This is a genomic window from Actinokineospora iranica (assembly GCF_900101685.1).
In the GTDB taxonomy this organism is placed as follows: Bacteria; Actinomycetota; Actinomycetes; order Mycobacteriales; family Pseudonocardiaceae; genus Actinokineospora; species Actinokineospora iranica.
The window spans coordinates 700,598-726,458 of record NZ_FMZZ01000001.1; the positions used below are offsets into that span (position 1 = coordinate 700,598).

Below are 25,861 nucleotides of genomic sequence, written 5' to 3' on the forward strand. Positions count from 1 at the left end.
GTGCTCCTCGGCGTGCTTTGGCGGCCTCACCCGGGTGCGCTCAGGCGAGCGCGCTCAGGCAGGCAGCCTGCGGTGAATGCGATCGATGAGGTCGCGCGCGTCCACCGGCTTGGTGACGTAGTCGCTGGCCCCGGAGGCCAGGCTCTTCTCGCGGTCGCCGGGCATCGCCTTGGCGGTGACGGCGATGATCGGCAGTTCCGCGTGCTCGGGGTTGGCGCGGATCGCCGCGGTGGCGGCGTACCCGTCCATCTCGGGCATCATGACGTCCATCAGGATCAGGTCGATATCGGGGTGCGCGGCCAGTGCCTCGACGCCCTTGCGGCCGTTCTCCGCGTGCAGCACGCGCATCCCGTACAGCTCCAGGATACCGGTCAGGGCGTAGACGTTGCGCGCGTCGTCGTCCACCACCAGCACCGTCCGGCCCGCCAGCCGCTCGTCCACGCCCGGCGGCAGGGAGACCCCGAGCGTGTCCGGCCGCACCAGCGGCAGCACGTCGCCAGGCTGCTCGGCCGACAAGTGCAGCGCGATCCGCTCGCGCAGCTCGTCCAGGCTGGAGATCAGCTCAAGCGGCCGGCTGCCCGCCCGCGCCTGCAGGGCGCGTTCCTGGTCGGGGTCGAGCCGTCTGCCGTTGTGCGCCAGGACCGGGACGGCGCGCAGGGCGGCGTCCCGGTCGAGGTTTTCCAGGAACCGGTGGACGGCCTCGCCGGGCAGGTCGAGGCCGAGCACGACGCACTGGCAGGGCGACTCGGCCAGCGCGGCGGCGGCCTCGTCCACCCCGGCGGCGGTGACCACCTCGACGGGGCCGCGCGGGTCGGTGCGGTCGCGGTTGCCCGCGAGGTCGACCAGGGCGCTCTCGGCGACCAGGGACAGCAGGCCGCGCGAGTGCTCCTCGATCACCAGAAGTCTTCGCCGGGACGGGGCTTCCTCGGTCACCGCGCGCCGATCGGTGGACTCGGACGACCGCGCGTCGGCCGCCTCGTCCGGCTGGACGAAGACCCGTCGGGCGACCGGCAGGTAGAAGGTGAAGGTGCTGCCCTGCCCCGGGGCGCTCTCCGCGGTGATGGCGCCGCCGAGCAGGTAGGCGATCTCGCGGCTGATGGACAGGCCCAGTCCGGTGCCGCCGTAGCGGCGGCTGGTCGTCCCGTCCGCCTGCTGGAACGCGCCGAAGATCGATTCGAGCTGCTGCTTGGCGATCCCGATGCCGGTGTCGATCACCCGGAACGCGACCGCCGGGCCGTGCCGGGTGACCGAGCGGGGCAGCTCGGCGGGCCCGGCGGGCTCGATGCGCAGCTCGACGCCGCCGGACTCGGTGAACTTCACCGCGTTGGACAGCAGGTTGCGCAGCACCTGGCGCAGCCGGGCGTCGTCGGTGACCAGCTCGGCCGGGACGCCGGGGCTGGTGGTGATGCGGAACTCCAGGCCCTGCTGGGTGGTCAGCGGCCGGAACGTGGCCTCGACGTAGTCCAGCAGCTGGCGCAGCGGGATTCGCTCGGGGGTGACGTCCATCTTGCCCGCCTCGACCTTGGACAGGTCGAGGATGTCGTTGATCAGCTGCAACAGGTCCGAGCCCGCGGAGTGGATGATGCCCGCGTACTCGACCTGCTTGGGGGTGAGGTTGCGCGAGGGGTTCTGGGCCAGCAGCTGGGCCAGGATGAGCAGGCTGTTGAGCGGGGTGCGCAGCTCGTGGCTCATGTTGGCCAGGAACTCCGACTTGTACTTCGAGGCCAGCGACAGCTCCTGCGCGCGGGTCTCGAGCTCCTGGCGGGCCTGCTCGATCTCCATGTTCTTGGTCTCGATGTCGCGGTTCTGGCTGGCCAGCAGCGCCGCTTTCTCCTCGAGCTCGGCGTTGGAGCGCTGCAGCTGCTCCTGGCGGGTCTGCAGCTCGCCGGAGCGGGCCTGCAGCTCGGCCGCCAGCCGCTGGGACTCCCCCAGCAACTCGTCGGTGCGGGCGTTGGCCACGATGGTGTTGACGTTGACCCCGACGGTCTCCATGAGCTGTTCGAGGAAGTCGCGCTGGATCTGGGTGAACCGGTGCACCGAGGCCAGCTCGATCACGCCGAGCACCAGGTCCTCGACCACGATCGGCAGCACGATCAGGCTCGACGGCGGGGCGCTGCCCAGCCCGGAGGAGATCGTGACGTAGCCGGGCGGCACCTCGTCCACCTCGATCGTGCGGCGGCTGCGGGCGGCCTGCCCGACCAGGGACTGGCCCAGCGCGAACTCGCGGGGCCGGTCGTCCTCGGCCGGGTTACCCGGGTGCCCATAGGAGCCGAGCAGCCGCAGGACGGTGCCGTCTGCGCCGTCTTCCGCGAGGTAGAACGCGCCGTACTGGGCGGAGACCAGCGGAGCGAGCTCGTCCACGATCAGCTCGGCGACCACGCCGAGGTCGCGGCGGCCCTGCATGAGGCTGGACATCCTGGCCAGGTTCGACTTGAGCCAGTCCTGGTCCTGGTTGGCCCGGGTGGTCTCGCGCAGCGACCCCACCATGGAGTTGATGTTGTCCTTGAGCTCGGCGACCTCGCCGGAGGCCTCCACGGTGATCGACCGGGTCAGGTCGCCCTCGGCGACCGCGCTGGTCACCTCGGCGATCGCGCGGACCTGCCGGGTCAGGTTGCCCGCGAGCTCGTTGACGTTCTCGGTGAGCCGCTTCCAGGTGCCCGACACGCCCTCGACCTCGGCCTGGCCGCCGAGGCGGCCCTCGCTGCCGACCTCCCGGGCGACCCGGGTGACCTCGGCGGCGAACGAGGAGAGCTGGTCGACCATGGTGTTGATGGTCGTCTTCAGTTCCAGGATCTCCCCGCGGGCGGTGACGTCGATCTTGCGGGTCAGGTCGCCCTGGGCGACGGCGGTGGTGACCTGGGCGATGTTGCGGACCTGGCTGGTCAGGTTGTTCGCCATGAAGTTGACGTTGTCGGTCAGGTCCTTCCAGGTGCCCGCGACGTTGGGCACCCGGGCCTGGCCGCCGAGGATGCCCTCGGTGCCGACCTCGCGGGCGACTCTGGTCACCTCGTCGGCGAACGCCGAGAGCGTGTCGACCATCGTGTTGATCACCCCGGCCAGCGCGGCGACCTCGCCCTTGGCCTCGACGGTGATCTTCTGCGACAGGTCGCCGCGGGCGACCGCGGTGGCGACCTGGGCGATCGAGCGCACCTGGCCGGTCAGGTTCGACGCCATCACGTTGACGTTGTCGGTCAGGTCCTTCCAGGTGCCCGACACGCCGCGCACCGTGGCCTGGCCGCCGAGGTTGCCCTCGGTGCCGACCTCGCGCGCGACGCGGGTGACCTCGTCGGCGAACGCCGAGAGCTGGTCGACCATCGTGTTGATGGTCTCCTTGAGCTCCAGGATCTCCCCGCGCGCGTCGACCCGGATCTTCTGCGACAGGTCGCCGCGGGCGACCGCGGTGGTGACCTGGGCGATCGAGCGCACCTGGGCGGTCAGGTTGTCGCCCATGACGTTGACCGACTCGGTGAGGTCCTTCCAGGTGCCGGACACGCCCTTGACGTCGGCCTGACCGCCCAGGCGCCCCTCGGTGCCCACCTCGCGGGCCACCCGGGTCACCTCGTCGGCGAACGCGGAAAGCTGGTCGACCATCGTGTTGATGGTGTTCTTGAGCTCCAAGACCTCGCCGCGCGCGGTCACGTTGATCTTCTGCGACAGGTCGCCCTTGGCCACCGCGGTCGCCACCTGGGCGATGGAGCGGACCTGCGCGGTCAGGTTGCCCGCCATGGAGTTCACCGAGTCGGTCAGGTCGCGCCAGGTGCCCGAGACGCCCTTGACGTCGGCCTGCCCGCCGAGCAGGCCCTCGGTGCCGACCTCGCGCGCCATCCGGGTCACCTCGTCGCCGAACGACGAGAGCTGGTCGACCATCGTGTTGATCGTGTTCTTGAGCTCCAGGATCTCGCCGCGGGCGTCGACGTCGATCTTCTGCGACAGGTCGCCCTTGGCCACGGCCGTGGTGACCTGGGCGATGTTGCGGACCTGGTCGGTGAGGTTGCCCGCCATGAAGTTCACCGAGTCGGTCAGGTCGCGCCACACGCCGCCGACGCCGGGGACCTGGGCCTGCCCGCCGAGGCGGCCCTCGCTGCCGACCTCCCGCGCGACGCGGGTGACCTCGTCGGCGAAGGAGGAGAGCTGGTCGACCATCGTGTTGACGGTCTCCTTGAGCTCCAGGATCTCCCCGCGCGCGTCGACGTCGATCTTCTGCGACAGGTCGCCGCGGGCCACCGCGGTCGCCACCTGCGCGATGTCGCGGACCTGGCGGGTCAGGTTGCCCGCCATCGCGTTCACCGAGTCGGTCAGGTCCTTCCAGGTGCCCGACACCGCGGGCACCTCGGCCTGCCCGCCGAGGCGGCCCTCGCTGCCGACCTCCCGGGCGACCCGGGTGACCTCGGAGGTGAACAGCGAGAGCTGGTCGACCATGCCGTTGAAGACGGTGGCGATCTCGCCGAGCAGGCCGTCGGCGTCGTCGGGCAGGCGGGTGCCGAAGTCGCCGTCGCGGACCGCGGTCAGGCCCGCCAGCAGCTGCCGCAGCTCCGGCTCGCCGACCCCGCCGGAGCGGCCTGCCGCCCGGGCGGGCTCGACGGTCGTGTCACCCATGTCCAACCTCGTTCCCCTCACCGGCCGCCACGGACCGCCATGCGCCGCCGACCTGTCTCCCGAGCAGGCGGCCGCCACGGTAGACGCACGCTGCATTGTGCTCGCCGGAACGCCGGATAACCACCGATCGAGCCCGCGTCACCCGTGCGGCTTCCGATCTCCCCCGAGACGCGCGGCCCAACAGCGGACGCCGCGAACCCGCCTGCCCTCCGCATCCGGTTGTCAGCAGCGGTACTCTCCGGACAACCTGGTACGAGGTTGAGCAGCCAGCCCGGCAGGACATTCCCGCGCGCCGTTGGAGGCACACGACCATGACCGGAACGCTGTTGACCACGACCACCCACCAGCGGGACGACCGGCTGATCGTCCACGTCGACGGGGAAGTCGATCTCGGCAGCGCGCCGCGACTGACCGCCGCCCTCGACTCGGCGATAGCCGCGGCGGCCGCGGCGACGGCGGTTCCGAAGGCCATCGTCGCCGATCTGACCAGCGTCACGTTCCTCGCCTCAGCGGGCTTGGCCGCGCTCGTGGAGAGCGACGACCAGTGCCGCGCCCGCGGGATCTCGTTCGTGGTGGTCCTCGCCCCGGACGGCCCGGCGCGGCGCGCGTTGGAGATCACCGGCCTGCTCACCGTGCTGACGGTCACGGACACCGTCGAGCAGGCGCTGGCCCACCAGCCCTGACCCGGGATTCGCGGAGCCGGGGCCGGGCAGCCCGGCCAGTCGGGGCCGATCCGGTCGGTCCGGTCGGTCCCGTCAATCCGAGGCCGAGGGCAGCCGGAAGCGGGCGATGAGGCTCGTGCGGCCGCCGGTGCTGACCAGCTCGACCCGGTCGGCCAGCGCCCGGATGAGGCTCATGCCCCGGCCGCGGTAGGGGCTCGGCGGCATGTCCGGGGTCTTCCACACGCCGTGGTCCACCACGGCCACGACGACGTGGCCGTCCTCGACGTGCCCGGACAGCGCGACCAGGCCGTCGGCGAACCGGTAGCCGTGCTCGATGGCGTTGGCCAGCGCCTCGTCCGCGGCCAGCACGATGTCGGCGAGCAAGGGCGCGGGCACACCCCGCCCGGCCAGCCAGCCGCCGAGCGTGCGGCGCAGCCCGGCCAGGTGCTCCGGCCGCGCGGGCACGGTCACCGCGAGCGTGCCCGGCCCGGGCGGCCCCGTCGGCTCCCCCGCGCCGCCGACCTGCTCGCCACCCGCCGCCACCTCGTCCGGTGTGGACGGCGTGGCCCCCGACATACAGGCTCCTCTCGGCGGCCCCAGCGGCCAGCCCCCAGGGTGGGACATCCGGCGCACCGTGTCCACCCCCGCGGGCCATTCCCCGCGATGTCGCCGCTGGTGATCGCGACACTACCGGTCGCGGTGGCGACGGCGGCGGCCAGCGTGGCCGTCCACCTGGCACAGTCCACGCCAGAAGGCGCGCGCCCCGCAGACGCGTCTACTGACAGTGAGCAGGTGTGCCCCCCGAACGGGCGGGCACTCTCCGGTCATGGTGGACATGACCGAGTTGGATGTCTGGACAGTGACCGCGCCCGCGCGGGCGGACCAGCTTCCGGCGCTGCGCAGACGGGTCGGGCGCTGGCTTCGTGACCACCAGGTGCCCCGCGGCCAGCGCGAGAGCATCGTGTGGATCGCCGACGAGGCGCTGGGCAACGCCGTCGCGCACAGCGGTGGCGGCGGGGAGCCCGGCGAGGTGACGCTGAGCCTGCTGCTGGACACCGAGACCGTCGTCCTCACCGTGCAGGACCAGGGCGACACGGCGGCGCCCACCCGCTGGCGCCCCGGCCTCGGGCTCGCGCTGCGGATGATCCGCGCGCTGGCCGACCGGGTCGAGTTGGTCTCGGAAGTGGGCCGGACGACGTTCACCGCCTGCTGCGCGCGCGGCCCCGCCTGGCGATAGGCCCTGTCTAGGGCGTGTCCTGGGGCTGCAGTGCCTGGTCGAGGGTGTCCGCGACGGTCAGCAGGTGGTCCAAGCCGCTGATCTCGAAGGCCCGGCGGGCCAGGCCGTCGCGCGGGCACACCACGGCCAGGCGCACACCTGCCCGCTGGCCGCGGTGGTGCGCGGTGACGAGCACGGACAGCCCAGCCGACCCGAGGAAGCCGACCGCGGTGAAGTCGGCGACGATCGTGGCGGGGGCGGGCGCCGCGGTGACGGCGTCGGAAAGCGCGGCGGCCAGGTCGGGGGCCGTGCCCATGTCGATCTCACCGGCGGCCCGGACGACCAGGTGGTCACCCGACCGGTCGACGGCGATGGTCAGCAGTGGGTTCCGCACTTCCGTTGCCTCCTGGGGACGCCCGACGCCGGGCCGACTCGGCTGCCGGTGCTCACCCCGATTCGATCACAAGCCGGTGCGGGCGACCCCGCCCGGCCACTCACCAGCGAGAACGATTTTGAGCGGCCGAGCACCACCACCCGCGCCCGCTCAGCCCGGGTCCGGGGCGCGGAGGGCGATCAGCAGTCGCAGGCGGCGGTCACCGCTGGTGGGGTCGCCCGCGAAGAGGTCCTGGATCTCGTTCATCCGGTAGCGCACGGTCTGCGGGTGAACCCGCAGCGACTCCGCGACGTCCTCGATGCGGCCGTGCAGGCGCACCCAGGCCCGCAGGGTGGCGGTCAGCCGCTCGCGTCTGCGCGCCGGGAGCCCGGCGAGGGCGGCGAGCGCGTCGGCGCGGATGACCGCGGTGAGGTCGTCGGCCTCGGCGTGCAGCAGGGCGGTCAGGTGGTGGGCGCACCAGGTCACCGGCGCGTCGGGCAGCGTGCCCGCGCGGACGAGGTCGAGGGCGGTGCGGGCGTGAGCGGCGGAGCGGCCCGCGTCGGCGAGGGGCCGGGGCAGGCCGACGACGACCCGGGCATCCGGCGCGGGGCGCGACAGGACGGCGGGCAGCGGGCTGTCCTCCGGGGCGAACAGGCAGGGCGGCTCGCGCCGGTCGGCGAGCAGTCGGTCGCCGACCAGAGAGCCCGGGTCGAGCGGGCCGTCCCACACCACCACGGCAAGCAACTCCCCCAACGCCGGAAGGATTCGAGAGTCCCCGGCGCTAACCGATCCACCACCGGCTGAGAACGGCGAAACCGAAAACGCGCACGCGCGTCAATGTCATCCCGCGCCGGACTGTCACGCCCATCCCAGGAAACCGGCGTCCGTCCACAATCGACAGTGCGGCAGGTGGTCAGCCCGTGCTGATGGCGGCGAGTTTTTCGCTCAGGTAAGCAGATGCCGTGACTGGCGGATAAGAGACCTCGCCGATCGGCGGGGGCAGCGACGCGACCGTGGTGTCGTGGTCGCATTCGTAGAAGAAGACGAGCGAGACCAGGTCCTCGTCCGGGGCCTCCGGCTGCGGCGGCAGAACGCGGTGGCGGTTGGACTTCCAGCGGTCGCCGGTCCAGCGGGCCATCAGGTCGCCGATGTTGACCGTGAGCGCCGCCGGGTCGTACGGCGCGTCCACCCAGCCGTCCTCGGCGGTGTGCACCTGCAGACCGCCCGCGCCCGGCTCGCGGTCGAGGATGGTGACCGTGCCGAAGTCGGTGTGCGGGCCGATGCGGTACTGGTCGGGCGCGGGCTCCCCGACGACGGTCAGCGGCGGATACCGGTTGACGTTGAAGGTGAACGTGGAGTTCGCGGTGTGCGCGGTGAAGTGCTCCGGCGGGAGCCCGAGCGCGACCGCGCAGACGGTCAGCAGGTCGTCGGCCAGCCGCTTCATCCTGGCCATGTAGTCCACCACGGCCCGCTCCAGGGCGGGAACCCGCGCGGGCCAGGCGTTCGGCGGGAACCAGACCGCGTCCACGTCCGGGTCGCCCACTGGGCGGTCCGCGCCCGCGGCGAAGGTCTCCTTGAGGTCCGGCGGGGTCACCGTGCCCTCGGCGTACGCGTTGGTCTCCGCGCCCGGCGGCAGCCACCCGCGCCCGCCGACGGAGACCGCGTACTGGGCCTTCTCCCGCTCGGGCAGGGCGAAGAACTCCCGGGCCGCGCGCCGCACCTCGGCCGCGGCGGTCGACGGCACGCCGTGCCCGGTCACCAGGAGGAACCCCGACTTCCGCAGCGCGGCGTCGACCTCGGCCGCCACGGCGGCCCGGCCCGACCCGTCGAACCAGGGGGCGAGGTCGACCAGGGGCACCGAGGCTGCCATCACCGCTCCTTTCGGCGAGAGACGTCCCCGCCAGGATGCCGGTCGGCGCTCGACCCCGCCGGCCCCGCGACCAGGAAAGACCACAAAGGACGGTCGCGGTCAGTCGGGCGCGTCGAGGACGTTCTCCACCAGGCCGGGGAACCTCGTCGCCAACTCGTCCAGGCGCAGCGTGTTCATGCGCTGGCGGCCCTCGTCCCACTGCCGGATCAGGCCCGCCTCGCGCAGCGCGCGGAAGTGGTGGCTCAGCGTGGACGCGGCGACCGGAAGCCCGAACGTGCCGCACGGGCGGTCGCCCTCGGCGATCAGGAGCCGGACGATGGCCCGGCGGGTCGGGTCGGCCAGCGCGCGCAGCAGGTCGTCCAGGGCGACGTCCTCGATCCGGGGGTGCGACAGCGGGGCCCATCTGCCCAAGACCATTCCTGACGGACCTCTCAGCTCTCTTCGACACTTCACGAAGACTCTACCCCGCGTCCGGTCTATTCGATATGTCTCGTAAACACCTGCCGAGGAGGCGCCCCATGGGATTCCTGTTGGCCACCGCCCTAGCCGCGACCGTCGTCGCGGGTTTCCCCGACCCCGCCCCACTGGGCCCGCAGCGGCCGTTCGAGCCGGACGTCGCCGGTCCGGCCAACATCGAGTCGGGCGAGGTCCACGTCGCCTCCGACGGCACCCGACACGGCGTCGAGGTCACCTTCGACGGGCGGCGCTGGACCGAATCCGGCGAGAAACCGGCCGCGGCCCGGCGATTCGTCTTCCTGTTCGACGACTCCGTGCGGTTCGCCACCGACGCGTTCCCCACCTGCGCCCGGTCGGTCATCGAGCGGCACGGCTTCGACGCCTGCCCGGCCGAGTCGCGGGTCGGCTCCGGCCGGGCCGAGTTCTACCCGAGCGGCGTCGCCGACGTCGTGGTGTTCAACACCCGCTACGACAACGGGACACGCGGAATGCTCATCACGATCCCGGCCACCGGCGGGATCTTCGAGAACACCTTCGAGCGAGTGTCGCGGCCCTACCGCGACGACTACGCGATCGCCTCCGACGAGATCATGTACCCGAACGCGACACCGCCGCAGGAGCGTCCGTCGACCAGTCGGTTCACGGTCACCTTCGGCGCCGTCCGCGATGGGAAAAGCTTCGTGCGGACCACCGAGCGCCCCGGAAAGCCGTTGGACTTCGGCGTCTACAGCGAATACGTGACCGGCGAGCAGACCCTCACCCGCACCACCGCCACCCGCCCCTGACCGTCCACTGTGGATAGCGGGTCCCCGCCCGTCCGCCCTGTCCCCGGACGGGCGGGGACCCGCCGGAGCCGTCCACAGGCAAGATCGTTCCCGTCTTGGTCCTCGGCCCACCCCGATGGACTGGAGCGGGGTTGGCGGGGCCGAGTTGTCCACAGGCCCCCGCCGCCTCGCGGCGGTGGTGTGGCGGGTCGCCGTAGGATCGGCGGCGTGCCTTCCGCCGAGACCAGCACCGAGATCGCACCCGCCGTGGACGTCCTGCGGCGGGTGTTCGGCTACGACTCCTTCCGCGGCGACCAAGCCGAGATCATCGACCACGTGATCGGCGGCGGCGACGCGCTCGTGCTCATGCCGACCGGTGGCGGCAAGTCGCTGTGCTACCAGATTCCGGCACTGGTCCGCGACGGCGTCGGCGTGGTGATCTCACCGCTGATCGCGCTGATGCAGGACCAGGTCGACGCGCTGCGCAACGCAGGCGTGCGGGCCGGGTTCCTCAACTCGACGCAGGGATTCGAGGAACGGCGCGAGGTCGAGACGGCCTTCCTCGACGGCGAGCTGGATCTGCTCTACCTCGCGCCGGAGCGGCTGCGGGTGGACGCGACGACGCGGCTGCTGGAGCGCGGCAAGATCGCGCTGTTCGCCATCGACGAGGCGCACTGCGTGTCGCAGTGGGGCCACGACTTCCGGCCCGACTACCTGATGCTCTCCGAACTGCACGAGCGGTGGCCGGACGTGCCGCGCATCGCGCTCACCGCGACCGCGACGAAGGCCACGCACGCCGAGATCGCCCAGCGGCTCAACCTCGGCGACGCGCGGCACTTCGTGGCCAGCTTCGACCGGCCCAATATCCAGTACCGGATCGTGCCCAAGGCCAGCCCGCAGAAGCAGCTGCTCGACCTGCTGCGCACCGAGCACCCCGGCGACGCGGGCATCGTCTACTGCCTGTCGCGGGCGTCGGTGGAGAAGACCGCGGATTTCCTTACCGAGAACGGGATTCCGGCCGTGCCGTACCACGCCGGGCTCGACGCGCGGACCCGCGCGAAGAACCAGTCCCGGTTCCTGCGCGAGGACGGTTTGGTCGTGGTCGCCACCATCGCCTTCGGCATGGGCATCGACAAGCCGGACGTGCGGTTCGTCGCGCACCTCGACCTGCCGAAGTCCGTCGAGGGCTACTACCAGGAGACCGGCCGCGCGGGCCGCGACGGGCTGCCGTCCACCGCGTGGCTGGCCTACGGGCTGCAGGATGTCGTGCAGCAGCGCAAGATGATCGACACCTCCGATGGCGACGACGCGCACCGGCGCAGGCTCGCCATCCACCTCAACGCGATGCTCGCGCTGTGCGAGACGGTCGAATGCCGCCGCGTGCAGCTGCTCAACTACTTCGGCCAGCGCGGCGAGCCGTGCGGCAACTGCGACACCTGCATCACCCCGCCGGAGTCCTGGGACGGCACGGTCCCCGCGCAGAAGCTGCTGTCGACGGTGTTCCGGCTCGACCGCGAGCGCGGCCAGAAGTTCGGCGCGGGCCAGGTGATCGACATCCTGCTCGGCAAGCGCACCGACAAAATCGCCCAGCACCGCCACGACCAGCTCACCGTCTTCGGCATCGGCACCGAGCTGACCGACCAGGCCTGGCGCGGCGTCGTCCGCCAGCTGCTCGCCCAGGGCCTGCTCGCCGTCGAGGGCGACTACGGCACCCTCGTCCTCACCGACGCCAGCGCCGACGTGCTGGCCCGCAGGCGCGAGGTCATGCTCCGCCGCGAGCCGGAACGCCCAGCCCGCGCTGCGTCCACCCCCAAGGCCCGCAAGGCGGCCGTGGACATGCCCGCCCACGCCACCCCGGTCTTCGAGGCCCTGCGCGCCTGGCGCGGCGCCACCGCCAAGGAGCAGGGCGTCCCCGCCTACGTGATCTTCCACGACGCCACGCTGCGCCAGATCGCCACCGAAGTCCCCACCACCCTGGCCGACCTGGGCACCATCAGCGGCGTCGGCGAGAACAAACTGGTCAAATACGGCCAACAGATCCTCGACACTCTGGCCGAGGCGACGCCATAAGACCGCCCCAGGACGCGTGGGCGCACCCGGCCGGAATCGCCTGGCGGTGTTGTTCTCTTGGGCTGAACGGGGATTCGGAGCGCTCGACTTCTCAACAGTGGCCTTGAAAGGGCACTGGAGGGGACTGACGCGGCGCGGTCCGAGGGATATGGCGCGATCGGATCGGCTGGAATGTGCTGCGATTCGCTGGATTGACCGGGATGCCTGGCTCGCCTGGCAGGCGAAGTCAGGCCGGGGCGGCGGCTTCGGACGGGCCCGCCGGAGGAGGGCTGGTGGAAGAAGTCTTCTTTCGGCCGCCGCTCGGGGACACGGTTTCCGCCGCCTCTCCCGACACCACGGTCCCCGCCGACGACGCGCCCGCACGGGGGCCGCCCGCAGACGCGGCCTCCGACGACCCCGCCTCCCACACAGCGCCCGATGGGGTTCCCGCTGACTCGATTTCCGGCGGACCGCCCTGTGACACCACCTCCGGTGAGCCCGCCCGCGACGCGATCTCGCTCGGGTCGCTGGGCAGCGGGGGCGGCGTGGGGTGGGCCGCGGTCGTCTCCCACGGGCAGGCGGCCACCTGGATCTCCGCGGTGTCCGGGCCGGTACTGGTTGGCAGGGCGGAATTTTCGGGGGGTATCGGGGGCGGTTGGGTCAGCAGGGGTGGGGCGGGTGGAGGTGGTTGGGCCGCCGATTCCGCCAGGGTGGTGAGGACGTGCTCCAGGCCCTGCTGGACGTCCTCCCGCTCGTCTTCGGCTGTGACCAGCTCGACGTCGATCTCGCACTGCTCGTCGCCGGTGTCGTGGACGTGGAGGACGCCGTGGTAGGCCTCCGGGCCGTCCGAACCCCAGCGGAGGCTGCGGGTGTCGGGGTCGACCAGGAGCCACGCTCTTGCCGCGACCGCGGTGTTCAGCGTGTCCGTGTCGCCGGGTTCGTTGTCCCCCAAGGGTTCCGCGTTGGTCATCCGGGGGAAGTAGTCCGGCAGGTTGCGCGTGTCGGCCAGGTAGCTGAAGACGTGGTCCGCCGTCTGGGTCGCGATCACGGAGTGTCGGTATTGTGCCATGCCGCCCGAGTACCCGGGGTGGCGTGTGTCACACCGTAGCGTGACCATGTCGCAATGTGGCTGATCCGCGGCGAAAGCGGGCAACGCGGAAAAGGGGCAACCGGGAAGCCGCTAGCCGAGCCAGCCGGGGGTGGGGGCGTCGTGCTGTTCGCACCACTCGATCGAGCCGACGGTCCACAGCAGCGCCAGGACCAGCACGTCCACCGGGTCGAAGCGCGGGTCATCACGCAGCGCGAGGTCGAGTTGGTAGTCGATGTCCTCTGGCCTGCCGTTGAGTTCGGCGAGCAGCGCGCGGACCAAGGCGCGCACGGGCGGGTCCAACTGGTCGACCTCGACCGGCGCGCCCTCGTCGTCGCGCAGGTCCAGGACGAAGGCGTGGTCCGGGCCGGGGGCGTCGGCGCGGCAGAGCATCATGTCCGCGGTGGCCACGACCAGTTCGCGCAGCACGGCGGCGAGGCGGTCGCGGTGCTCCGGGCCGATCAGCACGTCCAGCGCGCCGGACTCGCCGCGGGGGTCGACGTCGCCGCCTCGCGTGACCTCGACGAGCCTGCGGGCGACGCCACGGGGGTGCTCAGTCATTCTCCTCGGACCTCCAGGTCGTTCTATCCCTTGCCGAGGAATTACCCGGTCCGCGGTGCGGTCAAGCGCCCCCGCCCCGAGTGAAATGCGCGCGCACGACGGTGCAGTGGTCGTCGGTGTGGATGGTCACCAGGTCGGCCAGGGAGTGCACGACCAGCAGGCCCCTGCCGTGCGGCTGGCTCACCGGCGCGGGCCGCAGGCCCGCGAGCGGGTCGTCCAGGGTGCCCTCGTCGCGGATTTCGCAGATCAGGTCGGTGTCGGTGGTCCACACCGCGAGCGTCGCCCGCCCGCCGCCGTGCTCGACGCTGTTGGTGATCAACTCGGTGACGACCAGCGCCGCGTCCGCGGCCCTCGGCTCGGCGAGGCCGAACGCCGCCGCGGCCGAGGAGACCAGTTTGCGGGCCAGGCCGAGTTCGCCGACGCCCACCGGCAGCGTGCGCGCGTTCACGGGCTCGGGCATGGCCTGGCGGTTGTACGCGGCCAGCGCGTCCTGCGGCGCGAAGCCGGGGCTGCGCCGGTGGTCGCCGTGTTCCAGGACCCCCGGGTGGGTGACCAGCGCGTCGGCCAGTTCGACCGGCCGCAGCCGCAGCGCGTCGTACGGGCAGAGCAGGTTCAGCGACTTGCCGCGCAGCAGGTGGTTGGCCAGCGCCTCGTGCCGCACGCAGGACGGGTACTCGGCCGGGGACCGGCCCGGCCAGACGACCTCGCTGACCACCCGCGCGTCGCGGTCGAGGACCGGGTGCAGCACGGCGGGGGCGAGCCTGCCCGGATTGCGCCCCACATCGGCCATGTCCAGCCAGCGCACCTCGCCGGCGACGCCCGGCGCGCACCCGTCCCGAATCAGGTCCAGGTTGCCGCGCGGGGCGACGACCGTGACGGCCTCGCCCGCGCGCACGCCGTCCTCGACGAAAGGCAGGACGGCGGCGAGGTAGTCGTCGGCGCCCCGGTAGAGCAGCGCGGTGTGCCCGGCGGTCATCGGCCGACCCGGGCCCGTCACGTCGATCACCGTCGAGGGCCCCTTCCCTGGCCTGCTCCCCTGTGCGGTGGCCTTAATGTACGCGCGACGACCCGACCCGGCCGGACGCCCGCTCAGCCTGCGGCGAGGGCGGCGGCCAGCGACGGGTGCAGGTCGAGCACCTGGTCGAGCGCGCTGATCCGGATGGCCCGCAGCACGGGCCCGCCGTCGGTCAGCACGCGCAGCGCACGGCCCTGCTCGCGGCAGCGCGTGTGATACTCGGCCAGCAGCGCCAAGCCCGCGGAGGCCAGGAAGTCGACCTCGGTGAGGTCCACGAGCACGGCGGCCTTGCCCGCGCCGACCAGCGCGTCCTCCAACTGGTGGCGCAGGATCGGCGCGGTGCCCATGTCGATCTCGCCGCGCGCGCTGAGCACCACGGCGTTCCCGTGCACACTGGACTCGACGGTCAGTGGATCGGAAGTGCTCATCGGGCCACCTCACCCCTCCGGTGGCCCCGCGCACCTACGCGACGTGCCAACAGCTCACTCACAGAACCACCTCACCCAGTCGGTGGCCCGCCCACCTGCGCACCGCGCCTGCCAATCCCCGTGCGGACCAGCGCACCGCGCCACTGATTCGCTCGCGAGCTCACTCATGGCAGCACCTCGCCAGTGGTCCGGACCGGCGGCGGGCCGCCGGTTCACCCCTCGCGTCCACCCTAGTGTGCCCATCCGGGTCGATCGAGGCGTCGCGCGCCGCTAGCGTGTCGACCAACAGTGCGCGGGGTAGTCACACGGCACGATATTTCCACCGGACGGGCGACTCGCGTCACCGAGCGAGGATCGAGGGAACATGAGCGTGCCCGACACCGCGCAAGCGGACGTGGAGCTGCGGCTGCGCGCGGACCTGGCCAATCTGCCGGTCGTGCGGGGCGTGTCGGCGACGGTCGCGATGGGCGCGGACTTCACCGTGGACGAGATCGACGACCTGCGCCTGGCCGTGGACGAGGTGTGCTCCCAGCTGATCACCCTGGCCGCCCCGGGCGCCCTGCTCGACTGCCGCTTCCACCTCGACGCGGATGGCATCCGGTTCCGGGCGAGCACCCGCTCCCGGGACGGCCGCCCGCCCGCGACGGACTCATTCGGGTGGCATGTGCTGCGCACTCTGGCCGACGAGGTCGACGCGGGGGTCGGCGAGGGCGTGCGGCCACCGGTGCACATCGTGATCCGCAAGGTCCGCGGCCACTGAGCCCAGCGCTCCGTCACCGGATCAGGCTGAACTGCACGCACCGTTGATCGCTGCCGGGTCTCTCCCTGGAGTCGCCTCCGGCGCCGTTCAAGGAGACGCGCGAGCCTGCCGCGAGCGCGGCGCGGCCGGACCTGGTGGTCGGCCCCGCCGAGCCGAGGCCGGAGTCCGAGTTCAGGGCTGACCGCGCCCCCATCCGGGCGGGCTTGAGATGGCCGTCTCGCCCCATCCGCGCGGGCGGGATGCGAAGATCGGAGCGTGGGCACCCTTCTGGCGATCAGCGACCTGCACATCTCGTACGAGGACAACCGCGAGATCGTGCGCGACCTGCGGCCGAACTCGCCCGACGACTGGCTCATCGTCGCCGGGGACGTGGCCGAGCAGGTCGGCGACGTCAAGTGGGCGCTGGAGCTGCTCGCCGGGCGGTTCGCCAAGGTCGTGTGGACCCCGGGCAACCACGAGCTGTGGACGATGCCCGCCGACCCGGTGCAGGCGCGCGGCGTCGAGCGGTACGAGATCCTGGTGCGGATGTGCCGGGAACTGGGCGTGCTGACCCCGGAGGACGAGTACCCGGTGTGGACCGGCGAGGGCGGCCCGGTGCGGATCGCGCCGCTGTTCCTGGGCTACGACTACACCTTCCGCCCCGACGGCGCGGACACCAAGGAGCAGGCGCTGGAGATCGCGCACGCCAGCGGCGTCGTCTGCACCGACGAGTACTACCTGCACCCGGACCCGTACCCCTCCCGCGACGACTGGTGCCGCGCCCGGGTCGCCGAGACCGAGGCGCGCCTGGCCGCCTGCGCACCGTCGACCCCGTTCGTGCTGGTCAACCACTACCCGCTGGTGCGGGAGCCGACCCGGGTGCTGCACTACCCGGAGTTCGCCCAGTGGTGCGGCACGGAGCTGACCGCGGACTGGCACCGCCGCTTCCGCACCGCCGCGATGATCTACGGCCACCTGCACATCCCCCGGATCACCCACCACGACGGGGTGAAGTTCCAGGAGGTGTCGCTGGGCTACCCGCGCGAGTGGCGCCGCCACGGCAACCCGCACGGCATCCTGCGCCAGATCCTCCCCGCGCCCGTCCGCGCCTGAGGCGTCGGCCGACTGGCCGACATCGCCCCCGGGTTATGCCGCAGTGGGATGGGCCAGTCCGCCGGTCCCGCCCGCATAGTGGTGCCCAACAGTGCACGGCCAGTGACCGAGGCCACCGGGCCGAACGGTCGCCAGCGGCGAAAAGGGGCTCGCCATGACAGCGGCAGACAGACCGACACCGGACTCGCCGACACCGGACCGCACCGTGCCGACCAGCCCAGCACAGGCCAACCCAGCGCAGACCAAGACAGCACAGACCAAGACAGCACAAGCCGAGGCGACGCCGACCGGGGCAGCCCAGGCCAGGTCGGCGGCGAGCGGAGCGGGCGCAGCGGCACCGGGCCGGACCAGGTCAGCCAAGACCGCACCGGCAGCGGCGAACCACCTCCACGCGGTGACCGGCGGCGGCGTGGCATCGCCCGTTTTCGAGGTGCCCGACTACCGGACCACTTTCGGCTGGCCGGTGGACGGCGACGCCTTCGGCGCGTACCTCGACCTCGGCGGCGAGATCCGCGGCCTGCGGATGCGCTCCGGCCTCGGCGCTGAGGTCCAGTGGTGGCTGCGGCCGCGGATGCTGTCCGGCCCGGTCCTCGCCGTCCCCGGCGAGCACAGCGAGTGGACTTTCCTCACCCAGCCCGCGCCGGAGGGCCACCGCAAGCCCCTGCCGCCGGGGATCGAGCCGGTGCGCGCCAGGGTCCTGCTGCCCACCGGCCGCACACCCCGGTCGACGGTCTTCTGGGCCACCCCGCCCGACCCGGCCCAGCCGAGCCTCCCGCAGTTCGCCTCGGTGGTCGGCGCGGTCCGCGCCGTCCTCTACGGCCACCGCCGCTGACTCGCCGGAGCACTCGCCCGACCACGCCGCCGATCCCACTCTCCGAGACGCCCTTCGATGTTCGACGAACATCGAATTAGCCGTGCTATATCTGGTTCGTAGTTCACCGAACAACGAACCAAGGGGCAGGCATGGAACTCCAGGGCAAGACCGCGCTCGTCACCGGCGCCACCGCGGGCATCGGCCGCGACATCGCGCGGACGCTGGCTGGCGCGGGCGCACGGGTCGTGGTCACCGGGCGCGACCCCGAGCGCGGCGCGGAGACCGCGGCCGCCATCGAGGCCGAGGGTGGGACGGCCGGTTTCGTCGTGGCCGACCTCGGCGACCTGGACTCGCTCCGGGCGCTCGCCGACGAGGTGGGCGAGGTCGACATCCTGGTCAACAACGCCGGGATCTTCCCGTTCGCCCCGGCCATCGAGCAGGACGTGGCCACCTACGAGCAGCTGTTCGCCGTCAACGTGCGGGCGCCGTTCTTCCTCACCGCCGCGCTGGTCCCGAAGATGGCGGCGAAGGGCGAGGGCGTCATCGTCAACGTCTCCAGCATCGCCGCGTCGATCGCCGTGCCCGACTCCTCGGTCTACAGCGCGACGAAGGTCAAGCTCTAACTAGAGCCCCGAAGTTGAGGCTGTGAGCCACCAAGCGTGCCCAGTGGCGAACTGGAGCCTGAGGAAAGCTTACTTGGAGTATTTCCGCAGGTAGACGGAGTGACGGTGGCGGACGTCGCGGACCGGCGTATTCGCTGAGTGCTCCACCGCCACTCTGGCCCCTGCAATGCAGGACACAGCTAGACTGTGAACCTCATGTTCGTAGTGCCTCCAGAAGCGCTGGGACTGCGGCCTTTGCGGGTTCCAGCAGCGGGGTGGCTGTGCCGCGATTTCGGGCGATCCTGATCGCGTTGGCGCATTTGAGCAGTTGAGACAGCAACCCGGATCGGCTTCCCAGGTCCGCAGCGAACTCGCGTTGTACTCGCTCGGCCAGTGCGGGGTTAGGCAGCGACGCCTGCCAAAGGGTGGCGGCGTCGTAGCCGCGTGGAGCGGCGCCCCAGTCCCCCCAGTCGAGCAGGCGGCCGTCCGTCGTGACATTGCTCCAGTGCAGGTCGGCGTGAGCGGTCGCCCACTCCTCGACCGTGGTGTCCAGACCGTCGAAGACCTGGTTGATTCGTTTGCTCAGGTGCGCTTGGGCCATTCCGACCCGCTTAGTCTCATACGCGCCCAACTCGGCCAGGGAGTCCCGCATCTGTTGCCACCAGAAGTCCGGCAAGCCCGCTGCGACCGCGAGCCCGCCCGCCGCGCTGACCGAAGGCGAAGTGATCAGTTCCACCTCGTCCGCCCGCCACACCAACTCACGTCCCGGGTCGACCCATGTCGTGCTCTGGTACCAGTCGGGCTTGGGCACACCCGGGATCGCGGACGCGGCCTCCAACCCGATCCATGCCGCGCCAGGGCCGCGCCATCGCGAACGGCACTCCACGCGCACCCAGGTTTCCCGATCCGATCGGAAGCCCTCGGTCACCCCGTAGATCCCATACACGACGGACCCACGGTCAAGTCGCACGCCCAGCGCCACCTCGACCCGTTCGAGCACGTCGTCGTGCTGGTCCTGGCGGATGTCGAAGGGCGACACCACGTTGCTACTCGGTGGAATCATGGACACTTGTGGATGCCTTTCATGACTGGGTAGATGAGTAGTAGTCGAACTGAGGGTGGTTATCGTGTGGTCGGGCGGTCAAGACCGGTGACAAGTCCCTGATATCCGGCGGCAAGTTCGTCGGTCAGTTCGGCGCAGAGTCCCTCTTCAACGAGAGTCTCGGCCAGGATCGTAGCGTCGAGACCAGTGTCGTTGCCGACCTGCTCGATGGTCTCCGGGTGACCTGAGAGCAGCCGTCGTAGCGCGGGTTCAGCGCGGGCCGCAAAGGTCAGCCGCTTGCCGACCGCCAGCACTTCGATGGTGTCACCGCAGGGCTTGATATCTGGTGGGAAGTCGGTCACGCACACAACAGAGGTCGGTGGTCCGAACACGTTGTGGGTGGCAACATGGCGAGATGGGCGCTGTTGGTGTTCACGGGATGAGAGATAGGTATCGGGGGTGAAACGTTTACGGAGCGCCTCGAACTCGTCTTCGAGTTGAGCCGCATTGGGTTGCCCCTCTAGCTTGGTGTCCCATCGGTCAAGGTCGTGGCGGAACAGTTCGTGCTCTCTGGAATGATCGGCCAGCCAGAGGAGCCAGTCGACACCGGTGCGTTTTGTGATGCCGAAGGTGGCATGGAGGCTGTGTCCGTCCGCTCGGTCTGTGCGGGTGGCCTGGTGCCAGTGACCGCGGGGAATGTGCATCACGTCGCCTGGCAGCATTGAACCTGACCAAATCACGTTCGCACTAGGCGCGGTGTTGGGTTCGGCGTCTCGATAGAGGGGCGCTACGCGGGACGGGCCGCGAACCTCCCAGGTTTTCTCTCCACTAAGCTGCACAATCAGCACATCATGGTCGTCCCAATGCAAGGGAAATCCTGGCGCGCTGCCCGTTGTGAGATAGCAGTTGACTTGAACCAGCTCGTGTGACCACCATTGCAACGCCCGGCACGCCACCTCCATTGTAGGGTCGAAGAGATCCACGGCGTCCAACACGATCGTGCACCCGGAGCGCAGCAAACGGCCCACGGCTTGCATATCCACCATCGGCATACCGTTTATTTGACTTCCCATGTACGAATCTGGTGACAGATCCGTTCCATTTTGGAGGCAGCGAATCTGCGGCGCAGCAAGAGACCTTCGCATGACCACGTCGAGCAGCTTGCTCGGCGTAAGCAATCGAGAACACAACCCAGTATCACCAAGATGACCTAGCGCGAATTCGCGCCCCAATTTCTGCGGACCATCCCAACCCAATGCAATTTGGAACAACTCAACTGCGAGGTGCTTCATGCGATACTCCGCCTCCCTAGGAAAGATACGGGGAGCGGCAGACCGGCGCGTCGCTGGGCCGGTCTGCCGCTTAGGTTCGATAGAGCAGGTCAGGGATTAGCGGCGGAAGTTCCCGTCACCGCTCCCACCGTGGCTGCCCGCACCATCGCCACCGGCGTCGGTCGAACCGTCGCCCGGAACAGCGTCGATCCGGGCGCGAATCGCCGAAAGGTTCTCGACGCCGATCACGAGACCGCTTTCCTGATTCATTTTCTTCCTTTCATATATGGGACTACTTTTCCTGTCGGCTGAATCAAAAGCGATCCACCTCTGCCGACAAGCTCTGTTTGCGAAGTCGGCAAACCGCGACACTTGGCGGCCGAACAGACTTCGCGACGCAAGCGGAGTCGATCCGCACAGACGGCTTAACAACGTTCCAGTACACCTCATTGCTTGCCACGTCGGTTCGTCTCCGTCGAACCTCCTTGACCAGCCAAGCGCGCCGCGCAGGCGCGTGCTACGGCCGTATGGGTGGACCGGCGCGCACGATCGGTGCAGTGTTCAGGCTGCAACGGTGCCGAGAGGCATCGCTCCGCAATGATGATAAGCGTGCGGAACTAGACTGCGTCGATGCTAGGTCGTCGACGTAGTATCGCTGTAGCAACTCGTCCACAACATCAGTCAGGTTACCGTGCTGCGTCCAAATCGCTCCCGCGCCAGCAACGGAGACGGTAGGGTCGAAGTCGTTCGGCAACCTTGCCGCAACGGTATAGGCGTCAGTAAGAATTAACACGACGTCGATGTGTCGGCTATCGCTTGTGAATCGGTGAAGATGGATGCCGCTGATTTGACAAACCGGACTCGGGATCGGAAGTGCACGGAATCCGATCTCACGCAGACGCTTTACCTGTTCTGAAATCTGCGTCATCTTGCGCCTTCCGCACGTGTCTGTGACTCAAACCGGCATTGCATCCTGTTATTGACACCGGGTCCGACCCGTTCGACAGGTGGGGGGGACCATCGTCGCGCACGAGTCGGACCCGGCTACGCGGACACGTGGGTGACGTGTCCGCGCCCGGCCTCCGCGCCAGGGGGTCATCTGGTCGGCGGCTGGGTTGGATACCCGATGGTCAGGACCACGTAGAGATTTCCCGACCACCGGGCCGCTCAACAAGAAAGGGATGCTTCCGCGATCGAAGAACATACGGTTATTCCGGGGGTCATTTCATGAACCCGGTCGTACCGAAGTACCTAAAATGCCACTTCTGACAATCGGGCTGACCAAAGTCGGCCCCGTTGACACGTCGAATGCGCACCTTTGATGCACCCCGTCTCCCTCTCTTGTAGGAGTACGACGTTACGGGCGACTTCCTGCGGTTTGTGTCCTGGAGGACACAGCGACGCCAGATCACCCGTTTGGGGCAACACCCATTCGCCAGGCGAGGCGACGCAGCTCTTGGCCACCTGCGTCTCGCCGGGCCTGCCTCAGCAGGCTTGCGATTGACTCACGAACGAAGAGGTTGTTCTGCACTTGCTGGGGAGTCAGTTCCTCGGCTTTCAGCAACGCGGCCAAGCCTCTGTCCCTGGTCTTGCGTTCGCCAAGCAGGGCACGACCGAGTTCCATCCAATACGCGCCTTGGCGCGATATGGTGATTGCCTGCCAGGGCACCTTGTCCGCGTCCTCGGCGACCTTGGCCCCGTCGCCAGCCTCGACGCCGATCGCCACACGCCAGATTCCAACGTTGGCCCGACCGAAGTTCATAGTGCCGTCGCCCCACGACGAGTTATCGAGATCGAGCAACTCGGCCATGCGCGCAGCTTCGTCCAGGTGCGTGTGTGCGGTCGAGGTGTCACCCCGTGCAGCAGCGGCAAGCGCGGCGGTCAGGTGGCTCATACCCCGGCTCTCCAGACGCGCATCGGGCAACTCCGCTGCGGCGACAGCCAACCTGTACTGCCGGTCGCGGGAGATCGAAGAGATGAAATGCGCGCGAGTCCATGCGGCAACACCCAGCCATTCGGGTTCGTCCAGGAGTTGTGCGACCTGGGAGACGCGCTCCGCGCCGATATAGGCAAGCTGTTGAACACCGAGCCGTGCGGCCACGTTGGCTGCCGCGTGGTAAGCCCCCATCAGTCCTCGAAGGGCAACGGTCCGGTGCTGGTCACTGGCGGCGTAGATCAACAGATCGCGCAGCAAACGAGGTAGAAGCTCACCTTGGCCTGCGTAGTCGGACGACGGGCGCAGCTTGCCGATGAGCAACCGTAGGTCCGCGAGCACTTCTGGCCAAGCGCGTGCCGCAGCGCCGTCGGGTGCTTCTCCAGGCCACCACTCGGTGAGAGCGGCCTCTACCTCGACAAGAGCAGCTTGCGGCTGATTTTGGGCCGCCGAGGCCAACGTCCAGGGGCGCCCAGTCAACTCCGAAGGGGTCACGCGCAGAGCCGTGGCCAGAGCTTCGAGTACGAGCCGGTTGTTCACTGGGCGCTCGCCACGCTCGATCTTTCCGAGATTGCTGAATGAGATCCCGGCAAGTTCAGCAACAGTGCGCAAAGCGAGACCACGCCACAACCGGATCTCCCGGATACGGCGGCCGGTCGAGTCTTCATGCTCCACGACGGCACCTGCTCCATCATCAGTACGGCCCCTGTCCTGTACTCAAGACTGGCAGACCGGCGCCGCTCCTGCGGATGGGGTTGAGCACTCTGCTCACGACACCGACGTGACTTGCCGACAGAAGATCAACTAGCTGGGTGGGGGGATGCTTGTGGCGGGTCGTCGTCTGGGTGGGCGGCGGTTCGTTCGGCTTTGTCGCAGACTTTTTCCCATGCGGTGATGAGTTGGGTGACGACGGTGGGGCCGAGCATGATGCGTTCTGGTGGTTCGCCGGTTCGCCAGTAGGTCATGTGGCCGTCTTGGACTCCGAAGACGACCGCGGTTTCCTCGCCGGTGTCCTCGTCCAGGGGGGTGACGCAGATTTCCTGGTCGGTGTGGGTGCCTCGGCGGATGTGGCGTTGGATGGTCTTCCAGCCGGTCAGGATTTGTCTGGCCTCGGCGGGGGTGAAGATCACCGGGGCGAGTGCGCTTTCTTCGAGCCAGGTCCGCACGCCGCCGTGGTTCTCGACGCGGAACCACAGGTGTAGTGGCTCACCGTCGGCGGAGGTGCAGAGCAGGCAGTCCGCGCCGGTGAAGTCGCGCTCTGCCGGGTCGTACTTCGTCACAGTCTCTCCAACTCATGTGCTCGTCCCATGACCCCCTGTGTATAGCACCCGTTTGGCGTAGCGGGCCATGTCGTATGCGTCATGACCTGCGACGATCATGATTGGTCGGTGGCGCGGCGGGTGTCCAGCCTGCGCGCCAACTCGGCGATGAGGACGTGGTCGGGTATCTCGGCGAGCACGTCCGGGGGGACCGCGGACCCTCGGCGGCGGGGGCGCGCGGCGCGGGCGTCGGTGAGGCCCAGCAGGCGCACCGCTTCGGCTTGGTCGGCACCGACAGCTTTGGCGATCGCCTCGACGGTGGATTTCGTGGTGGCGATCGGGACCTTGACGCCCTTGCGTATGACCCAGCCGCGCTCGACCTGCCGAATGGTGGTGTGGCTGACGTCGGCGGCCTCTCCCGCTTTCTCGAAATCCAAGCCTGCCGCGAGCCTGGCGGCGCGCAGGTACGGGCCGACAGGCCAGTCCGGCCGAGCTTCCTCGGTGTGCCTCATAGATCGAGTTTGGCCAAACCACACCAAGCAACGCAACCCACCCATGGGGGAAACCCCCGCCCATCAACACCACCTGCGGTGACGGACCTCACAGTGTGCCAAGTCAAGCCAAAGTTCTACGTTGGCTTGGCGGCCGGACAACGGTTTGCCTTGGTTTGTTGTGGTGGCGGTAGGGACGGCCCGGGGAGGGCTGGTTCCTCCGCGCGAAGGGAGGACGCGTGCGCATGGGGTGGCGATTACCGCGTGGTCGCCTGGTGGGTGAGCGGGCCGCGCTGCTGTCGGTGTGGCTGACGCTGTTATCCGGGGGGCCGGGTGTTGCGAGTGCGCCTCCCGGCCGGATTTCTGACGAGTTCTTCGATTACCTGTTGGTTGTCATGTGCCGCTGGGAGGCGGCGTTCCCATGTCCCCTTGTGCTTGCAGTGCCCCTGTCCCCGCTGACGAGGGCGGCGCCGCGTCCGCCGCGTTGGATCATCTGGCCCCGGTGCTCGCGTGCCTGCGCGAGACCGTCGTGAAGCAGCGGCAGCTCGCCGAGTTGCGTAGGACGTTCGAGACGGTCGTGAAGGCCGCGCTCGGTGACGCCGAGATCGGCGTCATCGACGGGAAACCGGTTCTGACCTACAAGAAGACCGCGCGGGTTGGCGTCTCGCACAAGCTGTTGGTGGCCCGGTTCCCGGACGTGGTCAAAGAGTGCGAGGACGTCACCGAGGTCCGCACGCTGCGGTTGCTGGACTGATGGCCGCGCGCACCTCACCCACCGGGCGGGCCGTCGCCCGGGTGGTCCCGGCTGTTGCTGCCGGGATGGTGGAGGCGGCGGTCGGGGTGGCCCAGCGGTTGGTGCCGCTGCCATTGGAGTACCCGGACGCGGTGGCGAACGTCGCCGCGTTGATCGCGGGGGACCCGCGCAACGCCGAGCACGTGCGCACGGTGGTGACCGCGATCGTGGGCGACGCGATGACCGACCCGTTCCGGGAGACCACCGCGAACCGGTGGCGGCCGTTGTTGCCGCCGTGGGTGCGGCCTGCGGTGATCGGGGCGACGGTGCGTCGTCTGCTCGCGGCCGGGGTGCTGGTCGCCACCGGCCGGTACGTGCGCAGCACCGATGCCCACGGGCGCAACCAGAACAAGCTGCAACCGGTTTACGCGCTCAACCTCACCCCGCTACGCGAACCGCCGCGTATCCGGTCCGATGTGGAGGTTCCCGCGCCGTGACCGGATACACCCAGGCCGACGCGCGTGCGGCGTGGCGGGCGGTGCGGGGCGAAGTCCTCGGGGAGGAACTGTCCACGGCCGCGCGTGAGCTGGCCGTGGCTGCCTTGTATTCCCAGCGCCGCACCGATGCCGAGATCGCCGCCGTGTTGCGGCTGTCGACCTACACCACCGCCCGCATCCGGGAGCGGCTGCGCCTGCGGGCACGCCACCCGGACGCGGCGACCGTTTCCGCTTCCGTCCACACAGGAGGACGCCATTCATGAGAAGAACCCCTGATCACCACCGGCCCG

At 69.8% G+C, this 25,861-nt stretch carries 27 protein-coding genes; 11 read left to right on the forward strand and 16 right to left on the reverse strand.

Annotated features, from left to right (window positions below; all coding sequences use genetic code 11):
- Positions 1–54 precede the first annotated feature (54 nt).
- A complete protein-coding gene (locus BLS56_RS03165; RefSeq protein WP_091447976.1) occupies positions 55–4,596 on the reverse strand; it encodes a HAMP domain-containing protein in 4,542 nt (1,513 codons plus the stop codon).
- Positions 4,597–4,907: 311 nt separating this feature from the next.
- On the opposite strand from BLS56_RS03165, the gene BLS56_RS03170 reads away from it, so the two are divergent.
- The gene (locus tag BLS56_RS03170; protein ID WP_091447978.1) at positions 4,908–5,279 is read left to right on the forward strand and encodes an STAS domain-containing protein; all 372 of its coding nucleotides are present in this window, start codon (positions 4,908–4,910) and stop codon (positions 5,277–5,279) included.
- Between the two features lie 72 nt (positions 5,280–5,351).
- Here the strand turns inward: BLS56_RS03170 and BLS56_RS03175 are convergent, their stop codons facing one another.
- Entirely contained in the window at positions 5,352–5,834 is a 483-nt protein-coding gene (locus tag BLS56_RS03175) for an ATP-binding protein (RefSeq protein WP_175482638.1), read from the reverse strand.
- Between the two features lie 250 nt (positions 5,835–6,084).
- On the opposite strand from BLS56_RS03175, the gene BLS56_RS03180 reads away from it, so the two are divergent.
- Entirely contained in the window at positions 6,085–6,495 is a 411-nt protein-coding gene (locus BLS56_RS03180) for an ATP-binding protein (RefSeq protein WP_091447981.1), read from the forward strand.
- 7 nt (positions 6,496–6,502) lie between these two features.
- Here BLS56_RS03180 and BLS56_RS03185 read toward each other — a convergent pair whose 3' ends face one another.
- The 4 genes from BLS56_RS03185 to BLS56_RS03200 form a co-directional block, all read right to left on the reverse strand.
- On the reverse strand, positions 6,503–6,868 hold the full coding sequence (locus BLS56_RS03185; protein WP_228771306.1) for an STAS domain-containing protein: 366 nt from the start codon (positions 6,866–6,868) through the stop codon (positions 6,503–6,505).
- A gap of 150 nt (positions 6,869–7,018) precedes the next feature.
- Positions 7,019–7,600, reverse strand: coding sequence for a helix-turn-helix domain-containing protein (locus tag BLS56_RS03190; protein ID WP_175482639.1), 582 nt, complete (start codon positions 7,598–7,600; stop codon positions 7,019–7,021).
- 160 nt (positions 7,601–7,760) lie between these two features.
- Entirely contained in the window at positions 7,761–8,717 is a 957-nt protein-coding gene (locus BLS56_RS03195) for an isopenicillin N synthase family dioxygenase (RefSeq protein ID WP_091447984.1), read from the reverse strand.
- Between the two features lie 99 nt (positions 8,718–8,816).
- Positions 8,817–9,134, reverse strand: a complete 318-nt coding sequence (locus BLS56_RS03200; RefSeq protein WP_091447985.1) for an ArsR/SmtB family transcription factor — start codon at positions 9,132–9,134, stop codon at positions 8,817–8,819.
- A gap of 101 nt (positions 9,135–9,235) precedes the next feature.
- On the opposite strand from BLS56_RS03200, the gene BLS56_RS03205 reads away from it, so the two are divergent.
- Entirely contained in the window at positions 9,236–9,958 is a 723-nt protein-coding gene (locus tag BLS56_RS03205; protein ID WP_228771307.1) for a hypothetical protein, read from the forward strand.
- Between the two features lie 207 nt (positions 9,959–10,165).
- A complete protein-coding gene (gene recQ, locus BLS56_RS03210; protein ID WP_091447987.1) occupies positions 10,166–12,007 on the forward strand; it encodes a DNA helicase RecQ in 1,842 nt (613 codons plus the stop codon).
- Positions 12,008–12,233: 226 nt separating this feature from the next.
- Here recQ and BLS56_RS03215 read toward each other — a convergent pair whose 3' ends face one another.
- The 4 genes from BLS56_RS03215 to BLS56_RS03230 form a co-directional block, all read right to left on the reverse strand.
- Positions 12,234–13,034 carry an SRPBCC family protein gene (locus tag BLS56_RS03215; RefSeq protein WP_091447988.1) on the reverse strand — a complete coding sequence of 267 codons (801 nt, stop codon included), beginning with the start codon at positions 13,032–13,034 and terminating at the stop codon, positions 12,234–12,236.
- A 132-nt stretch (positions 13,035–13,166) separates the two neighbouring features.
- On the reverse strand, positions 13,167–13,634 hold the full coding sequence (locus tag BLS56_RS03220; protein ID WP_091447990.1) for a hypothetical protein: 468 nt from the start codon (positions 13,632–13,634) through the stop codon (positions 13,167–13,169).
- Between the two features lie 61 nt (positions 13,635–13,695).
- The gene (locus tag BLS56_RS03225) at positions 13,696–14,640 is read right to left on the reverse strand and encodes a sensor histidine kinase (protein WP_228771308.1); all 945 of its coding nucleotides are present in this window, start codon (positions 14,638–14,640) and stop codon (positions 13,696–13,698) included.
- Positions 14,641–14,723: 83 nt separating this feature from the next.
- The gene (locus BLS56_RS03230) at positions 14,724–15,077 is read right to left on the reverse strand and encodes an STAS domain-containing protein (RefSeq protein WP_091447992.1); all 354 of its coding nucleotides are present in this window, start codon (positions 15,075–15,077) and stop codon (positions 14,724–14,726) included.
- Between the two features lie 364 nt (positions 15,078–15,441).
- On the opposite strand from BLS56_RS03230, the gene BLS56_RS03235 reads away from it, so the two are divergent.
- From BLS56_RS03235 to BLS56_RS03250, 4 genes are all read left to right on the forward strand, one after another.
- Positions 15,442–15,837, forward strand: a complete 396-nt coding sequence (locus BLS56_RS03235; protein WP_091447994.1) for an ATP-binding protein — start codon at positions 15,442–15,444, stop codon at positions 15,835–15,837.
- A gap of 255 nt (positions 15,838–16,092) precedes the next feature.
- Positions 16,093–16,929 carry a metallophosphoesterase family protein gene (locus tag BLS56_RS03240; protein ID WP_091447996.1) on the forward strand — a complete coding sequence of 279 codons (837 nt, stop codon included), beginning with the start codon at positions 16,093–16,095 and terminating at the stop codon, positions 16,927–16,929.
- Between the two features lie 154 nt (positions 16,930–17,083).
- Entirely contained in the window at positions 17,084–17,761 is a 678-nt protein-coding gene (locus BLS56_RS30365) for a hypothetical protein (protein ID WP_139190482.1), read from the forward strand.
- A gap of 131 nt (positions 17,762–17,892) precedes the next feature.
- A complete protein-coding gene (locus BLS56_RS03250) occupies positions 17,893–18,366 on the forward strand; it encodes an SDR family NAD(P)-dependent oxidoreductase (RefSeq protein ID WP_091447999.1) in 474 nt (157 codons plus the stop codon).
- Between the two features lie 193 nt (positions 18,367–18,559).
- Here BLS56_RS03250 and BLS56_RS03255 read toward each other — a convergent pair whose 3' ends face one another.
- The 6 genes from BLS56_RS03255 to BLS56_RS03275 form a co-directional block, all read right to left on the reverse strand.
- Positions 18,560–19,384 (reverse strand): phosphotransferase, encoded by an 825-nt coding sequence (locus BLS56_RS03255; protein ID WP_228771309.1) that lies wholly within the window; start codon positions 19,382–19,384, stop codon positions 18,560–18,562.
- Positions 19,385–19,467: 83 nt separating this feature from the next.
- Positions 19,468–20,679 carry a JmjC domain-containing protein gene (locus tag BLS56_RS03260; protein ID WP_091448000.1) on the reverse strand — a complete coding sequence of 404 codons (1,212 nt, stop codon included), beginning with the start codon at positions 20,677–20,679 and terminating at the stop codon, positions 19,468–19,470.
- Positions 20,680–20,775: 96 nt separating this feature from the next.
- Positions 20,776–20,928, reverse strand: coding sequence for a hypothetical protein (locus BLS56_RS31205; protein ID WP_175482641.1), 153 nt, complete (start codon positions 20,926–20,928; stop codon positions 20,776–20,778).
- A gap of 1,138 nt (positions 20,929–22,066) precedes the next feature.
- Positions 22,067–23,266: a helix-turn-helix domain-containing protein gene (locus tag BLS56_RS03265; RefSeq protein ID WP_091448002.1), complete on the reverse strand. Its 1,200-nt coding sequence runs from the start codon at positions 23,264–23,266 to the stop codon at positions 22,067–22,069.
- A 125-nt stretch (positions 23,267–23,391) separates the two neighbouring features.
- A complete protein-coding gene (locus BLS56_RS03270) occupies positions 23,392–23,871 on the reverse strand; it encodes a hypothetical protein (RefSeq protein ID WP_091448004.1) in 480 nt (159 codons plus the stop codon).
- Positions 23,872–23,966: 95 nt separating this feature from the next.
- Entirely contained in the window at positions 23,967–24,362 is a 396-nt protein-coding gene (locus tag BLS56_RS03275) for a helix-turn-helix domain-containing protein (protein WP_175482642.1), read from the reverse strand.
- A gap of 400 nt (positions 24,363–24,762) precedes the next feature.
- Here BLS56_RS03275 and BLS56_RS03280 point away from each other — a divergent pair, with 400 nt between their 5' ends.
- The 3 genes from BLS56_RS03280 to BLS56_RS03290 are packed head-to-tail and all read left to right on the forward strand — an operon-like array spanning position 24,763 to position 25,834.
- Complete coding sequence (locus BLS56_RS03280) at positions 24,763–25,095, forward strand: hypothetical protein (protein WP_139190483.1); 333 nt, start codon at positions 24,763–24,765, stop codon at positions 25,093–25,095.
- Positions 25,095–25,571, forward strand: a complete 477-nt coding sequence (locus tag BLS56_RS03285; RefSeq protein ID WP_091448008.1) for a hypothetical protein — start codon at positions 25,095–25,097, stop codon at positions 25,569–25,571. Before BLS56_RS03280 ends, BLS56_RS03285 begins: the two co-directional genes overlap by 1 nt.
- Complete coding sequence (locus BLS56_RS03290) at positions 25,568–25,834, forward strand: hypothetical protein (RefSeq protein ID WP_091448009.1); 267 nt, start codon at positions 25,568–25,570, stop codon at positions 25,832–25,834. The genes BLS56_RS03285 and BLS56_RS03290 overlap by 4 nt, the downstream gene beginning before the upstream one ends.
- Positions 25,835–25,861: the final 27 nt, after the last annotated feature.

Bases quoted from the DNA above. Each gene is read 5' to 3' on its own strand.
- BLS56_RS03165 (WP_091447976.1), bottom strand. From the start codon at position 4,596: ATGGGTGACACGACCGTCGAGCCCGCCCGGGCGGCAGGCCGCTCCGGC.
- BLS56_RS03170 (WP_091447978.1), top strand. From the start codon at position 4,908: ATGACCGGAACGCTGTTGACCACGACCACCCACCAGCGGGACGACCGG.
- BLS56_RS03175 (WP_175482638.1), bottom strand. From the start codon at position 5,834: ATGTCGGGGGCCACGCCGTCCACACCGGACGAGGTGGCGGCGGGTGGC.
- BLS56_RS03180 (WP_091447981.1), top strand. From the start codon at position 6,085: ATGGTGGACATGACCGAGTTGGATGTCTGGACAGTGACCGCGCCCGCG.
- BLS56_RS03195 (WP_091447984.1), bottom strand. From the start codon at position 8,717: ATGGCAGCCTCGGTGCCCCTGGTCGACCTCGCCCCCTGGTTCGACGGG.
- BLS56_RS03200 (WP_091447985.1), bottom strand. From the start codon at position 9,134: ATGGTCTTGGGCAGATGGGCCCCGCTGTCGCACCCCCGGATCGAGGAC.
- BLS56_RS03205 (WP_228771307.1), top strand. From the start codon at position 9,236: ATGGGATTCCTGTTGGCCACCGCCCTAGCCGCGACCGTCGTCGCGGGT.
- BLS56_RS03220 (WP_091447990.1), bottom strand. From the start codon at position 13,634: ATGACTGAGCACCCCCGTGGCGTCGCCCGCAGGCTCGTCGAGGTCACG.
- BLS56_RS03230 (WP_091447992.1), bottom strand. From the start codon at position 15,077: ATGAGCACTTCCGATCCACTGACCGTCGAGTCCAGTGTGCACGGGAAC.
- BLS56_RS03235 (WP_091447994.1), top strand. From the start codon at position 15,442: ATGAGCGTGCCCGACACCGCGCAAGCGGACGTGGAGCTGCGGCTGCGC.
- BLS56_RS30365 (WP_139190482.1), top strand. From the start codon at position 17,084: ATGACAGCGGCAGACAGACCGACACCGGACTCGCCGACACCGGACCGC.
- BLS56_RS03250 (WP_091447999.1), top strand. From the start codon at position 17,893: ATGGAACTCCAGGGCAAGACCGCGCTCGTCACCGGCGCCACCGCGGGC.
- BLS56_RS03260 (WP_091448000.1), bottom strand. From the start codon at position 20,679: ATGAAGCACCTCGCAGTTGAGTTGTTCCAAATTGCATTGGGTTGGGAT.
- BLS56_RS31205 (WP_175482641.1), bottom strand. From the start codon at position 20,928: ATGAATCAGGAAAGCGGTCTCGTGATCGGCGTCGAGAACCTTTCGGCG.
- BLS56_RS03275 (WP_175482642.1), bottom strand. From the start codon at position 24,362: ATGAGGCACACCGAGGAAGCTCGGCCGGACTGGCCTGTCGGCCCGTAC.
- BLS56_RS03280 (WP_139190483.1), top strand. From the start codon at position 24,763: ATGTCCCCTTGTGCTTGCAGTGCCCCTGTCCCCGCTGACGAGGGCGGC.
- BLS56_RS03285 (WP_091448008.1), top strand. From the start codon at position 25,095: ATGGCCGCGCGCACCTCACCCACCGGGCGGGCCGTCGCCCGGGTGGTC.